The 17,635-nt window shown below is 60.9% G+C and carries 20 protein-coding genes; 13 read left to right on the forward strand and 7 right to left on the reverse strand.

The features are described from left to right. Nucleotides 1–38 precede the first annotated feature (38 nt). Both ABVN21_RS26410 and ABVN21_RS26415 read right to left on the reverse strand, forming a co-directional pair. Nucleotides 39–695 (reverse strand): 50S ribosomal protein L11 methyltransferase, encoded by a 657-nt coding sequence (locus ABVN21_RS26410; RefSeq protein ID WP_339555477.1) that lies wholly within the window; start codon nucleotides 693–695, stop codon nucleotides 39–41. Beyond that, complete coding sequence (locus tag ABVN21_RS26415) at nucleotides 692–1,156, reverse strand: YbaY family lipoprotein (RefSeq protein ID WP_339555476.1); 465 nt, start codon at nucleotides 1,154–1,156, stop codon at nucleotides 692–694. Before ABVN21_RS26415 ends, ABVN21_RS26410 begins: the two co-directional genes overlap by 4 nt. Nucleotides 1,157–1,274: 118 nt before the next feature. On the opposite strand from ABVN21_RS26415, the gene nrdR reads away from it, so the two are divergent. The 12 genes from nrdR (at nucleotide 1,275) to ABVN21_RS26475 (ending at nucleotide 10,097) form a co-directional block, all read left to right on the forward strand. After that, complete coding sequence (gene nrdR, locus ABVN21_RS26420; RefSeq protein ID WP_003228656.1) at nucleotides 1,275–1,739, forward strand: transcriptional regulator NrdR; 465 nt, start codon at nucleotides 1,275–1,277, stop codon at nucleotides 1,737–1,739. Continuing rightward, the gene (ribD, locus tag ABVN21_RS26425; RefSeq protein WP_339555475.1) at nucleotides 1,736–2,869 is read left to right on the forward strand and encodes a bifunctional diaminohydroxyphosphoribosylaminopyrimidine deaminase/5-amino-6-(5-phosphoribosylamino)uracil reductase RibD; all 1,134 of its coding nucleotides are present in this window, start codon (nucleotides 1,736–1,738) and stop codon (nucleotides 2,867–2,869) included. Before nrdR ends, ribD begins: the two co-directional genes overlap by 4 nt. A 47-nt stretch (nucleotides 2,870–2,916) precedes the next feature. Continuing rightward, nucleotides 2,917–3,582 (forward strand): riboflavin synthase, encoded by a 666-nt coding sequence (locus tag ABVN21_RS26430; RefSeq protein ID WP_008059524.1) that lies wholly within the window; start codon nucleotides 2,917–2,919, stop codon nucleotides 3,580–3,582. A gap of 17 nt (nucleotides 3,583–3,599) precedes the next feature. Next, on the forward strand, nucleotides 3,600–4,691 hold the full coding sequence (gene ribBA / locus ABVN21_RS26435; RefSeq protein ID WP_090325554.1) for a bifunctional 3,4-dihydroxy-2-butanone-4-phosphate synthase/GTP cyclohydrolase II: 1,092 nt from the start codon (nucleotides 3,600–3,602) through the stop codon (nucleotides 4,689–4,691). 173 nt (nucleotides 4,692–4,864) lie between these two features. Continuing rightward, a complete protein-coding gene (gene ribE, locus ABVN21_RS26440) occupies nucleotides 4,865–5,341 on the forward strand; it encodes a 6,7-dimethyl-8-ribityllumazine synthase (RefSeq protein WP_003228649.1) in 477 nt (158 codons plus the stop codon). Then, nucleotides 5,338–5,838: a transcription antitermination factor NusB gene (gene nusB, locus ABVN21_RS26445; RefSeq protein WP_003185935.1), complete on the forward strand. Its 501-nt coding sequence runs from the start codon at nucleotides 5,338–5,340 to the stop codon at nucleotides 5,836–5,838. The genes ribE and nusB overlap by 4 nt, the downstream gene beginning before the upstream one ends. A 23-nt stretch (nucleotides 5,839–5,861) precedes the next feature. Then, nucleotides 5,862–6,827, forward strand: a complete 966-nt coding sequence (gene thiL, locus ABVN21_RS26450) for a thiamine-phosphate kinase (protein ID WP_339555474.1) — start codon at nucleotides 5,862–5,864, stop codon at nucleotides 6,825–6,827. After that, on the forward strand, nucleotides 6,824–7,327 hold the full coding sequence (locus ABVN21_RS26455; protein ID WP_339555472.1) for a phosphatidylglycerophosphatase A: 504 nt from the start codon (nucleotides 6,824–6,826) through the stop codon (nucleotides 7,325–7,327). The genes thiL and ABVN21_RS26455 overlap by 4 nt, the downstream gene beginning before the upstream one ends. Nucleotides 7,328–7,365: 38 nt before the next feature. Then, a complete protein-coding gene (locus ABVN21_RS26460; protein ID WP_339555471.1) occupies nucleotides 7,366–8,103 on the forward strand; it encodes a transporter substrate-binding domain-containing protein in 738 nt (245 codons plus the stop codon). Between the two features lie 160 nt (nucleotides 8,104–8,263). Continuing rightward, a complete protein-coding gene (ribA, locus tag ABVN21_RS26465) occupies nucleotides 8,264–8,881 on the forward strand; it encodes a GTP cyclohydrolase II (protein WP_034148042.1) in 618 nt (205 codons plus the stop codon). Continuing rightward, nucleotides 8,878–9,297: an MFS transporter gene (locus ABVN21_RS26470; RefSeq protein ID WP_339555469.1), complete on the forward strand. Its 420-nt coding sequence runs from the start codon at nucleotides 8,878–8,880 to the stop codon at nucleotides 9,295–9,297. Before ribA ends, ABVN21_RS26470 begins: the two co-directional genes overlap by 4 nt. Beyond that, complete coding sequence (locus tag ABVN21_RS26475; protein ID WP_339555468.1) at nucleotides 9,297–10,097, forward strand: cobalamin-binding protein; 801 nt, start codon at nucleotides 9,297–9,299, stop codon at nucleotides 10,095–10,097. The genes ABVN21_RS26470 and ABVN21_RS26475 overlap by 1 nt, the downstream gene beginning before the upstream one ends. Nucleotides 10,098–10,149: 52 nt before the next feature. Here the strand turns inward: ABVN21_RS26475 and ABVN21_RS26480 are convergent, their stop codons facing one another. From ABVN21_RS26480 to ABVN21_RS26500, 5 genes are all read right to left on the reverse strand, one after another. Continuing rightward, nucleotides 10,150–12,033, reverse strand: coding sequence for a TonB-dependent receptor (locus tag ABVN21_RS26480; protein WP_339555467.1), 1,884 nt, complete (start codon nucleotides 12,031–12,033; stop codon nucleotides 10,150–10,152). Between the two features lie 130 nt (nucleotides 12,034–12,163). Next, on the reverse strand, nucleotides 12,164–14,062 hold the full coding sequence (gene dxs, locus ABVN21_RS26485; protein WP_339555466.1) for a 1-deoxy-D-xylulose-5-phosphate synthase: 1,899 nt from the start codon (nucleotides 14,060–14,062) through the stop codon (nucleotides 12,164–12,166). 91 nt (nucleotides 14,063–14,153) lie between these two features. Then, entirely contained in the window at nucleotides 14,154–15,041 is an 888-nt protein-coding gene (gene ispA, locus ABVN21_RS26490; RefSeq protein WP_339555465.1) for a (2E,6E)-farnesyl diphosphate synthase, read from the reverse strand. Next, nucleotides 15,038–15,280 carry an exodeoxyribonuclease VII small subunit gene (locus ABVN21_RS26495; protein WP_007894317.1) on the reverse strand — a complete coding sequence of 81 codons (243 nt, stop codon included), beginning with the start codon at nucleotides 15,278–15,280 and terminating at the stop codon, nucleotides 15,038–15,040. Before ABVN21_RS26495 ends, ispA begins: the two co-directional genes overlap by 4 nt. Before the next feature lie 113 nt (nucleotides 15,281–15,393). Next, nucleotides 15,394–16,539, reverse strand: a complete 1,146-nt coding sequence (locus ABVN21_RS26500; RefSeq protein ID WP_339555464.1) for a Fic family protein — start codon at nucleotides 16,537–16,539, stop codon at nucleotides 15,394–15,396. Between the two features lie 276 nt (nucleotides 16,540–16,815). Between ABVN21_RS26500 and ABVN21_RS26505 the strand changes: the two genes are divergently transcribed. Continuing rightward, nucleotides 16,816–17,604 (forward strand): DUF2135 domain-containing protein, encoded by a 789-nt coding sequence (locus ABVN21_RS26505; protein ID WP_339555463.1) that lies wholly within the window; start codon nucleotides 16,816–16,818, stop codon nucleotides 17,602–17,604. The last annotated feature ends 31 nt before the right edge of the window (nucleotides 17,605–17,635 follow it).

Genomic DNA, 17,635 nt, shown 5'->3' on the forward strand with positions numbered 1-17,635 from the left:
AGCAATCTCGTAAAAGCGTGAATGGGGCAACTATACGGCTAGCCGCGCCGCGCGTGGTAGAGGCTCACATGCCGAAACTCTTGCGGCTCGGCCAGATCCGGCAAGGTCATCGCTTCCAGCATTTCAATGCGTTGATATAGCGGATGGCGAAAATCCCTCACCCGCGAATCGGCCACCAAGGCTTCCTTGCCACGACTCAAGAATTCATCGAGTAACGGCAGGTTTGCCCGGTCGTACAAGACATCGGCCACCAGGATCAGATCAAAGCGATCGTCCTCGGCGAAAAAGTCACTCGAATAGCTGAACTGCACATCATTGAGTTCGGCGTTCGCCCGACACGCGGCAATCGCCAGTGGGTCGAGGTCGCAGGCCACTACTTCCAGTGCGCCAGCCTTGACCGCAGCAATTCCCGCGACGCCGGAACCGGCACCGAAATCCAGCACCCGTTTGCCTTTGACCCATTCCGGGAATTCGGCGAGATAACGCGCCACCGCCAAACCACTGGCCCAGCAGAAAGCCCAGTACGGCGGCTCATGCAGAATCCGCCGGGTTTCTTCCGGGCTGAAGGCGCGGTCCATGTTGTCACCGTCGATCAGCCACAATTTCAAGTCGGTCCCCGGCAGCTCACATGTCACCAGCCGTGCATCGCCGAGCAATTCACCCAAGGCCTGTTGCAGGTCGAGCGGTGCACTCATGGGGCTTTGACGAATTGCAGTTGGCCCAGGGCCTGGGTGGTCGGTTGGCTGATCACCTGCGACGGCAGGTGCAGGATCAACTGGCCGGACTGGCTGGCGCGGCCACGCAGTTCTACGCGGGCACCGGCCGGGAAGGATTCCGGGTTGAAGCGCAGGTGGAACGGCAGAATCTGATTGGTGCCGATCAGGCTGGAGCTGGCGAGCAATTGTTGCGGGCGGTCTTTTTCGTCGATCACCAGCAATGCCAGTTCGACTTCGGCACCGGCCGGCACGCCTTGCAAGCTGCCGCTCAATTCACGCTGATACGCCGGCAGCGGACCGAGGTTGGCCGATTCCCTGGCTTTCTTTTGCGCCTGTTCCGGCGCGGGGCCTGGTTTCGGCGGCTGAGGCTTGGGTGCATCGCTGCTGCAGGCCACCAGCAGGCTGAATACGCTGAGCAAAACGAGCGGTCTTAGGGACATTTGCGGCTCCGGCAAGACATGATCCATATATAGCCAGTCTGTATACCGCAAACCCTATGGCTTGTCTTGCCACGGGGATGCGCTACCATGGCCCTCCCTTTTTTTGTTGCCTGCCACCATGCACTGTCCCTTCTGCGGTGCCAACGACACCAAGGTCATCGACTCGCGTCTGGTCGCCGAGGGCGAACAGGTGCGCCGCCGGCGTGAATGCCTGGCCTGCGGCGAGCGTTTCACGACGTTCGAAACCGCTGAACTGGTGTTGCCGCGCCTGATCAAAACCGACGGCAGTCGCCAGCCGTTCGACGAAGAAAAACTCCGCGCCGGCATGCAGCGTGCGCTGGAAAAGCGCCCGGTGAGTGTCGAGCGCCTCGAATCGTCGCTGGTGCACATCAAACACAAACTGCGCGCCACTGGCGAACGCGAGGTCAAATCCCTCGTGGTCGGCGAATTGGTGATGGCCGAGCTGCAAAAGCTCGATGAAGTCGCCTATATCCGCTTCGCTTCGGTGTATCGCCGCTTCCAGGACCTCAATGAGTTCCGCGAAGAGATCGATCGCCTGGCCCGTGAACCGGTGAAAGAATGACCACCTCCCCGGAACAATCCATCCTCGATGCCCATTACATGGCCCGCGCGCTGGAACTGGCGCGCAAAGGTCATTACACCACGCACCCTAACCCTCGGGTCGGATGTGTGATTGTGCGTGACGGGCAGATCGTCGGTGAAGGCTGGCACGAGCGCACCGGTGAACCCCATGCCGAAGTCCATGCCTTGCGCGCCGCTGGCGACAAGGCGCGGGGCGCCACGGCCTACGTGACGCTGGAACCTTGCAGCCACCACGGCCGCACGCCGCCCTGCGCCGATGCACTGGTGAATGCCGGCGTGGCACGGGTGGTGGCGGCGATGCAGGACCCGAACCCGGAAGTCGCCGGTCGTGGTCTGCAACGCCTGGAACAGGCCGGCATCGCCACCGAAAGCGGCGTGCTGGAAGGTGAGGCGCGCAAGCTCAATCAAGGCTTCCTCAAACGCATGGAACACGGTTTGCCGTTCGTGCGGGTCAAGTTGGCCATGAGCCTCGACGGTCGCACGGCCATGGAAAGCGGCGAAAGCCAATGGATCACCGGTTCGGCCGCGCGTTCGGCGGTACAACGCCTGCGCGCCCAGGCGAGTGTGGTGCTGACCGGCGCCGACACGGTGCTGGCGGACAACGCCCGTTTGACCGTGCGTGCCGATGAACTCGGACTGGATCCCGAGCAAACCGCCCTGGCCATGAGCCGACCGCCGTTGCGCGTGCTGATCGACGGCCGCCTGCGCGTGCCGCTGGATGCGCCGTTCTTCAAGGCCGGTCCGGCGCTGGTCGCCACTTGTGTCGCGGTGGAAGAGCAGTACGCCAACGGCCCGGAATGCCTGATCGTGCCTGGCTACGACGGCCAGGTCGATCTGCATCAACTGCTGATTGCACTTGCCTCCCGAGGGGTCAACGAAGTGCTGGTCGAGGCCGGTCCGCGTCTGGCCGGTGCGTTTGCCCAGCTCGGGTTGGTGGACGAGTTCCAGATTTTCATCGCCGGCAAGTTTTTGGGCTCCTCGGCGCGACCGTTGCTGGATTGGCCGCTCGCGCAAATGAAGGATGCGCCGGAACTCAAAATCACCGAAATTCGTGCGGTTGGCGATGACTGGCGAGTCATCGCCATTCCTGTGCCAGTAGCGAGCGTATAATTCCCGGCCATCGCTACAGCGCTGGCTTTGTTCTCGAGGAGAACCTCATGTTTACCGGCATCATCGAATCCATCGGCAGTATTCGTGCATTGACCCCAAAGGGCGGTGATGTACGGGTTCACGTCGAAACCGGCAAGCTCGACCTGAGCGACGTCAAATTGGGCGACAGCATTGCGGTCAACGGCGTGTGCCTGACCGCTGTTGAATTGCCGGGCAACGGCTTTGCGGCGGACGTCAGCCGCGAAACCCTCGATTGCACCGCCATGAACGACCTGAAAAGCGGCAGCCCAGTCAACCTCGAAAAGGCTTTGACACCGACCACTCGCCTCGGCGGGCATCTGGTCAGCGGTCACGTCGATGGCGTGGGCGAAGTGGTTGCCCGCACCGAGAACGCCCGTGCCGTGGAATTTCGCATCCGTGCGCCGAAAGAACTGGCCAAGTACATCGCCCATAAAGGCTCGATCACCGTCGACGGCACCAGCCTGACCGTGAACGCGGTCGATGGCGCCGAGTTCCTGCTGACCATCATTCCGCACACCTTGAGCGAAACCATCATGGCGTCGTACCAGCCAGGTCGCCGGGTGAACCTGGAAGTGGACTTGCTGGCCCGTTACCTGGAGCGCCTGTTGCTGGGCGACAAGGCCGCAGAGCCGACTGCCGGCAGCACCATTACCGAAAGCTTTCTGGCCGCCAACGGCTACCTCAAATCCTGACTCCAAGGGGGTGCCTAGTGGCGCTCAATAGCATCGAAGAACTGGTTGAAGACATCCGCCAAGGCAAGATGGTCATCCTCATGGATGACGAAGACCGCGAGAACGAAGGCGACCTGATCATGGCCGCCGAGTGCTGCAAACCCGAGCACATCAACTTCATGGCCAAGCACGCCCGTGGCCTGATCTGCATGCCGATGAGCCGCGAGCGCTGCGAACTGCTCAAGCTGCCGTTGATGGCGCCGCGCAACGGTTCCGGTTTCGGCACCAAGTTCACCGTATCGATCGAAGCGGCCACCGGTGTGACCACCGGCATCTCCGCCGCCGACCGTGCGCGCACGGTGCAGGCCGCTGCCGCCCGTGATGCCAAGGCTGAAGACATCGTCAGCCCTGGCCACATCTTCCCGCTGATGGCCCAGGCTGGCGGTACGCTGGCTCGCGCCGGTCACACCGAAGCCGCCTGCGATCTGGCGCGCATGGCCGGTTTCGAGCCGAGCGGTGTGATCTGCGAAGTGATGAACGACGACGGCACCATGTCCCGTCGCGCCGAACTGGAAGCGTTTGCTGCCGAACACGACATCAAGATCGGCACCATTGCCGACCTGATTCACTACCGGATGATCCACGAACGTACCGTTCAGCGGATTGCCGAGCAGCCACTGGACAGCGAACTGGGCCAATTCAACCTGGTGACCTATCGTGATTCCGTGGAAGGCGACGTGCACATGGCGCTGACCCTGGGCAATGTCTGCGCCGAAGAACCGACCCTGGTTCGCGTGCACAACATGGACCCGCTGCGCGACTTGCTGATGGTCAAGCAACCGGGTCGCTGGAGCCTGCGCGCCGCCATGGCTGCGGTCGCCGAGGCGGGCAGCGGCGTGGTGTTGTTGCTCGGTCACCCGCTTGACGGCGACGTGTTGCTGGCGCATATCCGCGAAACCGCCGACCACGCTGCTGTGAAAAAACCGACTACCTACAGCATTGTCGGTGCCGGTTCGCAGATCCTGCGTGACCTCGGTGTGCGCAAAATGCGTTTGATGAGCGCACCGATGAAATTTAATGCGATATCCGGTTTCGATCTGGAAGTTGTAGAATACGTGCCCTCCGAATAATGACCGGTTGTTTCCAGCATTGTTGACATAGATTTATTGTGGCGAGGGAGCAAGCTCCCTCGCCACAGTTTGTAATCAGGCAGCAATGCGGATTTTTCCGGCCGTGAATTCGTGGCTAATATCACTGAGGGACGCGTACGAGACGCGTCCCGGCTCTTTAAGAGATCTAACGAATGACCCTGAAGACCATCGAAGGTACCTTCATCGCCCCTAAAGGCCGCTACGCTTTGGTAGTGGGCCGTTTCAACAGCTTCGTCGTTGAAAGCCTGGTCAGCGGTGCAGTTGATGCCCTGGTTCGCCATGGCGTGAGCGAAAGCGACATCACCATCATCCGTGCGCCTGGCGCCTTCGAAATCCCGCTGGTTGCGCAGAAAGTCGCTCAGAAGGGTGAGTTCGCGGCGATCATCGCTTTGGGCGCAGTCATTCGTGGCGGTACTCCGCACTTCGAATACGTCGCGGGCGAATGCACCAAGGGCCTGGCCCAGGTGTCCATGGAGTTCGGCGTTCCGGTCGCTTTCGGCGTCCTGACCGTTGATTCCATCGAGCAAGCCATCGAACGTTCCGGCACCAAGGCCGGTAACAAAGGTGCCGAAGCTGCCCTGTCCGCTCTGGAAATGGTCAGCCTGCTGGCGCAGTTGGAGGCCAAGTGATTAGCGACGAAAGCGATCGTTTCAACCCGCGCGATCCAAAGCCTGCGGACGCCGGCAAGCCATCGAAAAGCGTCAAGCGTCGCGAAGCCCGTCAGCTCGCGACTCAAGCGCTGTACCAATGGCACATGGCCAAGCAGTCGCTGAACGAAATTGAAGCGCAGTTCCGGGTCGATAACGATTTCAGCGATGTCGATGGCGCTTACTTCCGCGAAATCCTTCACGGGGTTCCGCAGTTCAAGACTGAAATCGACACCGCGCTCACGCCATGCCTGGACTTGACCATTGAAGAGCTGGACCCGGTTGAACTGGCGGTTCTGCGCCTGTCGACCTGGGAACTGCTCAAGCGCGTCGACGTGCCGTACCGCGTTGTGATCAACGAAGGTATCGAACTGGCCAAGGTCTTCGGTTCCACCGATGGCCACAAGTTCGTCAACGGCGTACTCGATAAGCTGGCCCCGCGTCTGCGTGAAGCTGAAGTGAAGGCGTTCAAGCGCTAACTTGCGCTTGAACTGCCATTGCCATGGGCGAGTTTGAGCTGATCCGCAATTTCTTCGCCGCCGCGCCTTGTGCGCAGGGCGGCGAAGGCGTTGCCCTCGGGATTGGCGATGACTGCGCCTTGCTGGCTGTTCCTCCCGGGGAGCAGTTGGCGATTTCCACCGACACCCTCGTGGCCGGTGTGCATTTCGCAGATCCTTGCGACCCGTTTCTGCTCGGTCAGCGCTCGCTGGCCGTGGCCGTCAGCGATCTCGCCGCCATGGGCGCCACTCCCGTTGCCTTTACCCTTGCCCTGACCTTGCCGACGGTGACCGCCGAATGGCTGGATGCCTACGCCCGTGGGTTGAACCGCATGGCGCAAAGTTGCGGCGTGGCATTGGTGGGTGGCGACACCACTCGGGGGCCGTTAAGCCTGACCATGACTGTTTTCGGCCGAGTGCCGTCCGGGCAGGCACTGACTCGTAGCGGTGCGCAACCAGGCGACTTGCTGTGTGTCGGTGGCGAACTGGGCAATGCTGCCGGCGCGTTGCCGCTGGTGCTCGGTGAGCGCAGTGCCGAAGCCGCCATCGCCAATCCGCTGTTGGCGCATTACTGGTCGCCGCAACCGCAACTGGGCCTCGGCCAGGCGTTGCGCGGCAAGGCGACTTCGGCGCTGGATATCTCCGACGGCTTGCTCGCGGACTGCGGGCATATCGCGCTCGCGTCGAAGGTCAGCCTTCAGGTGGACATTGAGCGCTTGCCGTTGTCGAAAGCGTTGGTTGCCTTCCTCGGCCACTCGGGCGCACAAATCGCAGCCCTGAGTGGTGGCGACGATTACGTGCTGGCCTTTACCTTGCCATCCGTCGAGCTCCCGTCGTTGCTGGTTAATGGCTGGCCCGTTCATGTGATCGGGCGGGTAGTCAGCGGGCAGGGCGTGACACTGTTGGACGCCGCTGGACAAGACATCACCCCGCAAACCCGGGGCTATCAACATTTTCGGGAGACACCGTGACAGATCATCCCAAACAGGTCCCGGCGGAATTTGTACCGCCGTCGGTCTGGCGCAATCCATGGCATTTCCTGGCGTTTGGCTTCGGCTCGGGCATCTTGCCAAAGGCACCGGGCACCTGGGGGTCGTTAGTTGCGCTACCCTTCATCCCGTTGTGGCAGATGTTGCCCGATTGGGGCTATTGGCTGATGCTGGGCATCACCATGCTGTTCGGCTTCTGGCTGTGCGGCAAGGTCGCCGATGATTTGCGTGTGCACGACCATGAAGGCATCGTCTGGGACGAAATGGTCGGAATGTGGATTACCCTGTGGCTGGTGCCGGAAGGTTGGCAGTGGTTGCTCGCGGGATTCCTGGTGTTCCGCTTCTTCGATATTCTCAAGCCATGGCCGATTCGCTGGATCGACCGGCATGTGCACGGCGGTGTCGGGATCATGCTCGATGACGTATTGGCCGGAGTGTTCGCATGGTTGGCGATGCAAGGGCTGGTGCGGATTTTCGCCTGACCAGAGAGGGTTTGGGGCGTTAAGTGGGAGAACTAGGGATGGCTCTACGCGGTTTGATGGTGATGGTGTTGGCCTTGTTTTGCTTCTTCGCTCAGGCGAGGGATGTCGCGCCGACGCCTTCCGTGATTCACCTGGCCAGCGAGGACTGGGAAGACTACACCGCTGCCGACGGTCATGGACTGGCCTGGGACGTGCTGCGGCAAGTTTTCGAGCCGGCGGGCGTCAAGCTGGATATCCGCACTGAGCCCTACGTGCGCTCCATGGGCCTGGCCGAGCGCGGCGAAGTGGATGCCTGTGTCGGTTCCTATCGTGACGAGTCGGATGAGTTGCTCTACCCGCACTGGAACTTCGACACCGATCACATCTATGCCCTTGGCCTGTCCACAGGTCCGGTGCCGACCCCGGAAACCCTGGGTAATTATCGACTGGCCTGGGTGCGCGGCTACGATTACCAGCATTACCTGCCCAACATTCGCCGCTATAACGAAGTGCTGCGGCGTACCGGCATTGTCTCAATGCTGATGCAAAATCGCGCCGATTTTTACATTGATGCGTTGACTGAAGTCGATTACGTCGTCAATCGGGCGAAGGATCCATCGCAATTGCGTCGAACCCATATCGCTGAATTGCCGCTGTATCTGTGCTTTGCCAAGACCCCGCAGGCCCGCACGCTGATGGCGATGTTCGACCAGCGCATGGAGGAATTGGTCAAAAGCGGCGAGCTGAAGCCGATTTTCGAACGCTGGAAACAACCCTATCCATTTGAAGAGCATTAACGCGGATTTTGTGGTCGTCGGCGATTACCCTTCGTGGGAGCGAGCGGACATCAAACTTTTTGATAGTTATCGCCGATAATTCAGCCTAAGCGTCGTCAGGAACCTGCTGTTACAATGCCGGCCTGCGAATCTTCAGACTCTTTAGATCAGGAGCACACCGGTGCCTGTCGTTTTTGTCGCCGCTTCCAAGCTGCCAACGCCTTTTGCGCAATTCACCATGCACGGCTTTCTCGATGAAGCCACCGGCCGCGAGCACGTTGTGCTGAGCCTGGGTGAGATCGCCGACGGTGCCCCGGTACTCGGCCGATTGCACTCCGAATGCCTGACGGGCGATGCCTTGTTCAGCCAGCGTTGCGATTGCGGCTCGCAACTCGAAGCTGCGTTGCAGGCCATTGCCCGTGAAGGTCGTGGCGTATTGCTGTACTTGCGTCAGGAAGGCCGTGGCATTGGCTTGCTGAACAAAATCCGTGCCTATGAATTGCAGGATGGCGGTGCCGACACCGTTGAAGCCAACGAACGTCTGGGCTTTGCCGCCGACCAGCGCGACTACGCCATGTGCCTGCCGATGCTGGAGCACCTGGGCGTGAAGTCCCTGCGTCTGATGACCAACAACCCACGCAAGGTCAAAGCCTTGACCGATATGGGTATCGTGGTCGCCGAGCGTGTGCCGCTGCACACCGGCCACAACCCGCACAACAAACTCTACCTGGCGACCAAGGCCAGCAAACTCGACCACATGATGGGCAACGAACATCAGGGCGAGGTAGGCCGGGCGTGACCCGTGGTCAGGTGCGGCGGCGACTGTCCGTCAACTGGTGGCAATACCTGGCGCTGGCCTTGTTGCCGCTGTTCGTGATCAACGGTGTGTTCGGCCAGGGCGAAGCCATTTTGCCGGTGCTGGCGATGCCGTTGTTCATCGCCGGTGTCGCTTCGATGTTTGTCAGCCTGAAGTTTTTCGGTGGCTACAAGCATGCGCTGATCACCACTCAGAAAGCCCTCGATACCCCTGATGAACCCGCCGCGTGGATCAGCCTGGCGGCCAAGCGGCGCACGGCGTTCCTGGCTGCCGGTTTGCCGGCGTGGATCGGTGCGCTGGCGGTGTTTGTCGGCCTTGAAGCGGTGCCATTGTTCTTGCTGGCGCTGTCGACCACGGTGCTGTTCTACCTCTACCGTATTCCGCGTCAACTCGGTTGATGCGTCCCGTCTGGCTGGCGGTTTTGCTGCTGGCCCTCAGCGGCTCGGCAGCCGCGGTCGAACGGGTGGTCAGCCTCGCGCCTTCTCTCTCTGAAATCGTCGTTGAACTGGGTTCGGCCGACCTGTTGGTGGGCGTGCTGGATGCCGGTGAACGTCCTGCACAACTGAACAACCTGCCTTCCGTTGGTCGTTACGGTCAATTGGACATGGAGCGGCTGCTTAGTCTGAAGCCGGATTTGCTGTTGCTCTGGCCCGGCAGCGTCGGACCGGCTCAGCGTGAACAACTCAAGCGCTTGAATATTCCGACCTACGTCGCCGAGCCGCACAACTTCGAACAGCTCACAGCACAGATCGAGGCGATAGCCGCGCAGCTCGGACGGGCCGAGCGTGGGACTTCACTGGCGACGGATTTGCGTCAGAGGCTGGATGAACTGCGGCAGCGCTATCGTCGGGATCAGCCGGTGCGGGTGTTCTATCAGGTCTGGGATCGGCCGCTGTACACCGTTGGCGGCGGACAGATCATCAGTGATGCGCTGGAAGTGTGCGGGGCAAAGAATGTGTTTGCCGATCTGACGTTGCCGGCACCCCAGGTCAGTGTGGAGGCGGTGTTGCAGCGCAATCCCGAGCTGATTCTGGCCAGCGACCAGACCCAGCTCGATACGTGGAAAGCCTGGCCGCAGGTGGCGGCGGTGAAGCAACAGCAATTGCGTTTAGTGACGGACAAAGGACTGGAGCGGCCGAGTGGGCAGATGGTAGAAGCGACTGCCAAGCTTTGCCAGTTGATTGCGCCCGATCGCTGAGACCCAGGCGCCTGCTCGCGATGACGTCTGTCGAGACACCGCAAATTTCAACTTAAAGCTCCGGCGTCCACGTCACCCCGAACATCCACGCCCGACCTTCCTCGCGATACCCATACTGGCTGCCTTCATGGCTGTACAGCGCCCGGCTGTATTCCTTGTCCAGCAGATTGTCGACCTTGAGCTCCAGGCTGATCTCACGGTTGAGTTCCCAGCTGCTGCGCAAACCCAGCAACCCATAACCACCCAATGGTTGCTGATTGTTCAAGTCGTCATAGCTGCTGCTCACCGCTTGCCAACTGGCGCCGAGGCCCAGCCGGTCGAACTGTCGATCCAGGTCCCAGCTCAATGTACGACGTGCACGACGGGCCAGGGTATGGCCGGTGTCGCGGTCCCGAGGGTCGATGATCGCCACGCCAAGGTTGCTCTGCCAGCCGAGCAGTTCCTGCTTCAACGCCGCTTCGAAGCCATTGATCCGTGCCGAGGCAACGTTCTGCGGGCGTGAGTTGCTGCCGAAGATGATCGCGTCTTCCAGATCCGTTCGGTACAGCGAGGCTTCCAGGCGACTGTTTTCGGTCAACTGGCTGCGCCATTGCAGCTCGTAACTTTTCGAGGTTTCAGGTTTCAGGTCGGGGTTGCTGAAGTCCGGGTAATACAAATCGTTGAATGTCGGTGCACGGAAGCCTTCGCTGTAGCTCAGCAGTACGTCGTTGTTCATGTTCAGTGGCAGGGTGAGCGTGCCACTCCAGCTATTCTGGCCGCCGAACTGCTGGTTCTGATCGCGGCGCAGACCCAGTTCGGTGGAGAAGCTTTCCGCCTGATAACGATGCTGGATAAACGCCGCGCGGTTCCAGCGGCTGTCCTCGTCGAAGTCCGTGGTGCTGTTGACCCGGTCTTCGTACCAGTCGCCGCCGAGGATCAAGCTGTTGCTTTCGTTGAGCGTCAGATCGTTCTGCCACGTCACCGAGTCGCGGTAGGTGTCAAACACGCTGCGCTCATCGCTGAGCTTGTCGAGGGTCTTTTCGCGGTTTTCGCTGTGGCCGAGTTCGATACGCGATTTCCACGCGTCGTTGATGCGGGCATCGACGTAGCTGCTGACGCTGCTCACGTCGAACTCGCTATAGGGCTGCTGCTGGACGGACTCGAAGGTGTCCAGGTCGAAGCGCCCGAACGGGTTGTCGAACTCGCTTTTGCCGCGGTTATCCAGCAGGTTGGCGCCGATTTCGATGTCATCGCTGAGTGCATGACTCAGGCTCAGGCTCAGCGACTTGTTGCGGTACGCGTCGTGGTCGCCGTCGCTGGGGTACGACTCGTGGGTGCGATCGATGCCGGCGGTTTCATCGAGGCTGGCGCCGAGGTTGAACCGGGTCTGCTCATCGCCACCGGACAAACCAAAGCTGCGTTCCCAAGTCTGGTTGCTGCCAAATCCTATATGCAGACGTGGTTGCAGGCCTTGTTCGCCGCCACGCCGGGTGAAAATCTGGATCACCCCGCCAATCGCATCGCTGCCGTAAATCGCCGAACGGGAACCGCGCAACACTTCCACGCGCTCGACTTGTTCGATGTTGATGTGTTGCAGGTTGCTGTCGCCCGACGTCGAATTGCCGATCCGCTGGCCGTCCACCAGCACCAGGCTTTGGGCTGACTGAGTGCCACGGATATAAACCCCGGGCAGGCTGCCACGGCCACCGGTTTGCGCGACTTGCACACCCGGGACTCGACGCAGCAGATCCGTGACGCTGTTCGGTTGCAGGCGGTCGATGTCTTCGCGGGTGAACACGGTGTTGGCGGCGCTGCTGTCGTTGCGAGCTTCGACCTGGCGGTTGGCGCTGATCAGCACGTCCGGCAGCTTCAGGGCCTGGTCGCGTTCGAAGGTGTCGGCCAGCAGTGGACCTGACGGCAGAAGGGTCAGCGTCAAGACGATGCGAAGGAAATTCATAGTTTTATCGTAAAAGCGAAAGAGTACATCGTCCCTGTAGGAGCTGGCTTGCCAGCGATGGGGCCCTTGAAGACGCCATCGTCGGAACGCCGCCCGCAGCAAGCCGGCTCCTACAGGTGTGAAATCGGGTTTACAAGTTGAGCAGTTGCAGACGTTCGCGAATCGAGGCTTCGATTCCGGCCTCATCCAGCCCGCACTCGGCCAGCATCTGCGCAGGTTTGGCGTGCTCGACATAGAGGTCCGGCAAGCCCAGGTGCAGCATCGACTTGAGTATGTTTTCGCGAGCAAGGAACTCGCTGACCGCGCCACCCGCACCACCCATGATCGCGTTCTCTTCGACCGTCACCAGCAACTCGTGGTTGGCGGCCATTTGGCGAACGAGCTCTTCATCCAGCGGTTTGACGAAGCGCATGTCGACCACGGTCGCATCCAGCGTCTCGGCGACTTTCAGCGCTTCGGCCAGTTGCACGCCGAATACCAGCAGGGCGACTTTGCTGCCCTGACGGCGAACCACGCCTTTGCCGATCTCGATTGGCTCGAGGTTTTTCTCGATAGTCGCGTTTGGACCGTTGCCTCGCGGATAACGCACAGCCGCTGGACCTTCGTACAGGTGACCGGTGGTGAGCATTTTGCGCAGTTCGTTTTCGTCGCTCGGGGTCATCACCAGCATGCCGGGGATGCAGCGCAGGAACGACAGATCGAAGCTGCCGGCGTGAGTCGGGCCGTCTTCGCCCACCAGACCGGCGCGGTCGATGGCGAACAGCACATCGAGGTTTTGCACCGCCACATCGTGAACAAGCTGGTCGTAGCCGCGTTGCAGGAACGTCGAGTAAATCGCCACTACCGGTTTTGCACCTTCGCAGGCCATGCCGGCGGCGAGGGTCACGGCATGTTGCTCGGCAATCGCCACGTCGAAATAGCGCAACGGGAACCGTTCGCTGAAGGCCACCAGGTCGGAGCCTTCTTTCATCGCCGGAGTGATCCCGACCAAGCGCGGATCGGCGGCTGCCATGTCGCACAGCCATTCGCCAAACACGCCTGAATATTTCGGCCCGCTGGCCTTTTTCGGCGCGGCGGCAGGAGCGTCCAGCGGTTCGAGTTTGGTAATCGCGTGGTAACCGATCGGGTCGACTTCTGCCGGGGCGAAGCCTTTGCCTTTCTTGGTGACGATGTGCAGGAATTGCGGGCCTTTCAGATCGCGCATGTTGCGCAAGGTGGCGATCAGGGTCGGCAGATCGTGGCCGTCGATCGGGCCGATGTAGTTCCAGCCCAGTTCTTCGAACAGGGTGCCGGGAACCAGCATGCCTTTGGCGTATTCTTCGGTGCGACGGGCGATTTCCCAGGCGCCGGGCAGGCGCGACAGCACTTTCTTGCTGCCTTCGCGCATGCTCGCGTAGGTGCGGCTGGAAAGAATCTTCGCCAGGTAGTTCGACAAACCGCCGACGTTGCGTGAAATCGACATGTCGTTGTCGTTGAGGATCACCAGCATGTTGGCGTTCACTTCCGGCGCGTGGTTCAGCGCCTCGAAGGCCATGCCGGCCGTCAACGCGCCGTCGCCGATCACCGCGATGGCCTTGCGATCACTGTTTTGCAGGCGGGCGGCAATGGCCATGCCCAGCGCTGCACTGATCGAAGTGCTGGAGTGGCCGACGCCAAAGGTGTCGTACTCGCTCTCGGAGCGACGCGGGAAAGCGGCAATGCCGTCCTTCTGGCGCAGGGTGCCCATGCGCTCGCGACGACCGGTGAGGATCTTGTGTGGATAAGCCTGATGGCCGACGTCCCACACCAGCCGGTCGTCCGGCGTGTCGAAGACGTAATGCAACGCGATGGTCAGCTCGATCACGCCCAGGCCGGCGCCGAAATGCCCACCGGTCTGGCCGACCGTGTAGAGCAATTCCAGGCGCAGCTCATCGGCCAGGGTTTCCAGCTCGGCTTCGCCTAACCGGCGCAGGCCGTCCGGCGTGTTCGCGCGGTCGAGCAGGGGCGTGGTCGGGCGCTTGCGGGGAATCTCATGAAACGTCGTGGGCATCAGGCGAATCGTTATAGGTATAAAAGATGCGGCAGTTTACCTGATGGATCGCACCCTGCCCACGCATAGGTCTTTTTTGGCGGATACGCCGTCAGCTGCGGCGCTCGACGATATACCGGGCCAGATCGCGCAACGGCTCGGCCGCCGCGTCAAACGGTCGCAGCGCGTGCAACGCCTGGTCGCGCAGTTCCAGGGCGTAGGCCTTGGCAGCGTCGAGGCCGAGCAGGGCCGGGTAGGTCGGTTTGTCCCGGGCGATGTCGGCGCCCTGGCGTTTGCCGAGGGTTTCGGTATCGCTTTCGACGTCGAGAATGTCGTCCTGGACCTGGAACGCCAGACCGATGGCCTGTGCATAACTCTGCAGGGATTTCAGTTCGTCTTTCTCGGCACGGCCGCTGGCCAGGGCGCCGAGTTTGACGCTGGCCTCGATCAATGCGCCAGTCTTGTGCCGGTGCATGTATTCGAGTGCCTTCTGATCAAGCTTCAGACCAACCGAACCCAAGTCGATGGCCTGACCGCCCACCATGCCCGCCGGGCCGGCCGCCAACGCCAGCGCACTGACCATTTGCAGGCGAATCTCCGCGTCCGCATTGCTCAGGCGCGGGTCGAGCAGGGCGCTGAACGCCAGGCTCTGCAAGCCGTCACCGGCGAGGATCGCGCAGGCTTCATCGAATTTTTTGTGGGTGGTGGGCTGGCCGCGACGCAAATCGTCATCGTCCATTGCCGGCAAATCGTCGTGAACCAGAGAATAGGCGTGGATCAGTTCCACTGCGCAGGCTGCGCCGTTGGCTTGCTCGGCCTTGCCACCCAGCGCTTCGCACGCGGCATAGGCCAGCAACGGACGCACGCGCTTGCCGCCGTTCATCACGCTGTAGCGCATGGCTTCGTACAGGCGCGCCAGCTCAGGGCCCGGCGCGGTGAACAGGGTTTCCAGGGCCGCATTGACGCGGGCCTGGCTGGTCGCCGAATACGCTGCAATCATTCTGGCTGGTCCGCGTCGAAGGGTTCCTCGGCCAACTCGCCATCACGCTCGAGCAGCACCTGAACCTTTTGCTCGGCCTGAGCCAGCGCCGCCTGGCAATCGCGGGTCAGACCGATGCCTTGCTCGAAAGCGGTCAGCGAGTCTTCCAGCGACAATTCACCATTCTCCAGACGCTCGACCAGCGTTTGCAGGTCAGCGAGGGATTGTTCGAAATCCAGTGCAGCTTTTTTGCGGGCCATGGCGGCGATTTCCGGTTGACGTTAAACCGGCGCGACACTAGCAGATAGGGGGTTTATGGGCAAATGAGCGGGGTGATTTGGCGGCTAAACCCTGTGGCGAGCGTTGCCCGCGATTATGGTGTCGAGTCATCTGGATAGTGGATTTCATAGCGCGTACTGCGCCCACCACCTGGCAGGCGTTGCAGGCATCCCTTATCCAGCAGTTCGGCCAGATGACGGGTCGCGGTTGCCTTGGATACCTTCGCCACGGCTTGATACTGAGCCGCGCTGATCCCGCCTTCGAATCCGCGCTCCCCGCCATCCAGCAGGCGATTGAGTACTTTGGTCTGCTCGATCGACAGTTCAGATTCGCGGTGCGCTTGCCAGAATCGCGCTTTGCCCAGCACCGACTCGATCCGCACCATTGCCTGTTGCAGGCTGCTTAGTAGGGTTTGCAGAAACCATTCGAGCCATTCAGTAGCGTCCAGATCGGCTTTTTGGCTGCGTTCAAGTACACGGTAATAACCGGAACGATCATCGAGAATGCTCGCCGACATGGCGCAGAAGCGAATCGCCTGGGCCTCGCCTTGTGCCAATGCCAGGTCGGTGATGGTGCGCGTCAGGCGTCCGTTACCATCATCGAAGGGGTGCAGCGTAACGAACCAGAAATGCGCGATACCTGCGCGCAACAGGGGATCGAGTCCTGCTGCATTGCGGCTGTTCTCGAACCACGTGAGGAAGGTGTCGAGTTGTCGCTCAAGGCCCTTGCGAGGCGGCGCTTCGAAGTGCACGGTCGGCCTGTCCAGACGGCCGGAGACCACTTGCATCGGCTCTTCGCCACGCAAAGCACCAACACGGATGCTGCGCGCAGCGAGATCGGAATTTTGTTCTGGGAACAGCCACTCATGCCAGTCCAGTAATCGGTCAAGCGTCAGCGGGGCGGCGAAATGCTGCGTGGCATCTAGCATCAGTTGCGCGAGGCCCTCGCTGCGTTTGCTGACGTTGTCTGCCTCGTTGAGTTCCAGCCCCAATCGCCGAGCCAATGAAGAGCGAACCGAACCGACATTCAGCTGTTCACCTTCGATCGCGGACGAAGTGACGATGTTTTGCAGCAACGCATCCAGTTCACTTTGCGCGCTCAGCGAACTGCCCACAGAACGGGCCATACCCATTAATCGCCCTTGCGCTTGGATGCACTCGCGCAGCAAGGGTGCCAAGCGCTCGGCATTCCAGGTGAAGTCCGGCCAGTCAGGCTGCTGCCATATCCATTGATGTGTCATGAACGGGATGCTCTTAAAGGTTGAGCCGATTGGAAAGTCTATTCGGCTCATTTTGTGAGCCGAATATGACGCTTATTCGGCTCACCGTCCACCACGCGTCGTGAAACCCTACGCACTTTGAGGCACCCGCGATTGTTAAAAAACACCCGACTGGCTAACCTTCGCGCCAACGACGACCCGACAGTCACGGGTCTTTCAGACGAAACGCAGTAGTCGCATCTGTAACGCGCCGAGGATCGGGCGCAAGGTTTCGTCAGGCATGGCAGGAGGCATCACATGCGCTCATTTCTTTTGCTGCTGATCGGGTTGGCTTGCATGCCGGTTCTGGCCGAGCCGAGCACCGATATGTCGGAACCGGTAGGCGGCTGGCGCTACAACGGCCTGCTGGATCGCACGGAGAACCCGCGAGTCGCCTATCCCACGCCGCCCATCGACCGGGGCGTACAGCGCAATCGCACGATGATCGAAGGGCAGCTCAAGGCCATCGGCCCTCAACGTGGCCCCCATACGCTGGCGGTCAACGGCAATCCGCTGAACCTGTACACCGACGACCAGGGGCGTTTCGCCCGGCCGTATGCGTTCGGTGCCGGTTCCAATAGTGTCGAAGTGCGCAGCGCAGAAGGCCAGTCGCTCAAGCGGGTTCAATTCTATGAAGCCAACAACCTGCGCACGCCTGCGCGGATTCGCGTGGTGCTGGGTTGGGACGACCCCAAGGCCGAGCTCGACCTGCACATCGTTACGCCTGACGGCCAGCATGCGTTCTGGGCTCATTCGGCGCTGACCAACGGCGGCGGCCTCGATCCGGACGGCGTCGATGGTCCCGGCCCGGAAATGTTCACCATGACCGCGCCGTTGCATGGCACCTATCTGGTTTACGTCAACTACTGGGGCAACTTTGGCAGCGGCGGCTATAACTTCGATGAGACCAGCAACCAGAACGAGGTCATCACCTCGCAGATCAACCTGGTGCTCAACGAAAACACCGTCGACGAAAAACGCGAAACCTTCATCGTGCCCCTGCGCGCGATCGGTGATCTGCTGCTGGTCAAGACTTTCAACTATTGAGCATCCCGCACCACGGATGACATCGGGTTTT

Source organism: Pseudomonas sp. MYb327, assembly GCF_040438925.1.
Lineage (GTDB): Bacteria > Pseudomonadota > Gammaproteobacteria > Pseudomonadales > Pseudomonadaceae > Aquipseudomonas.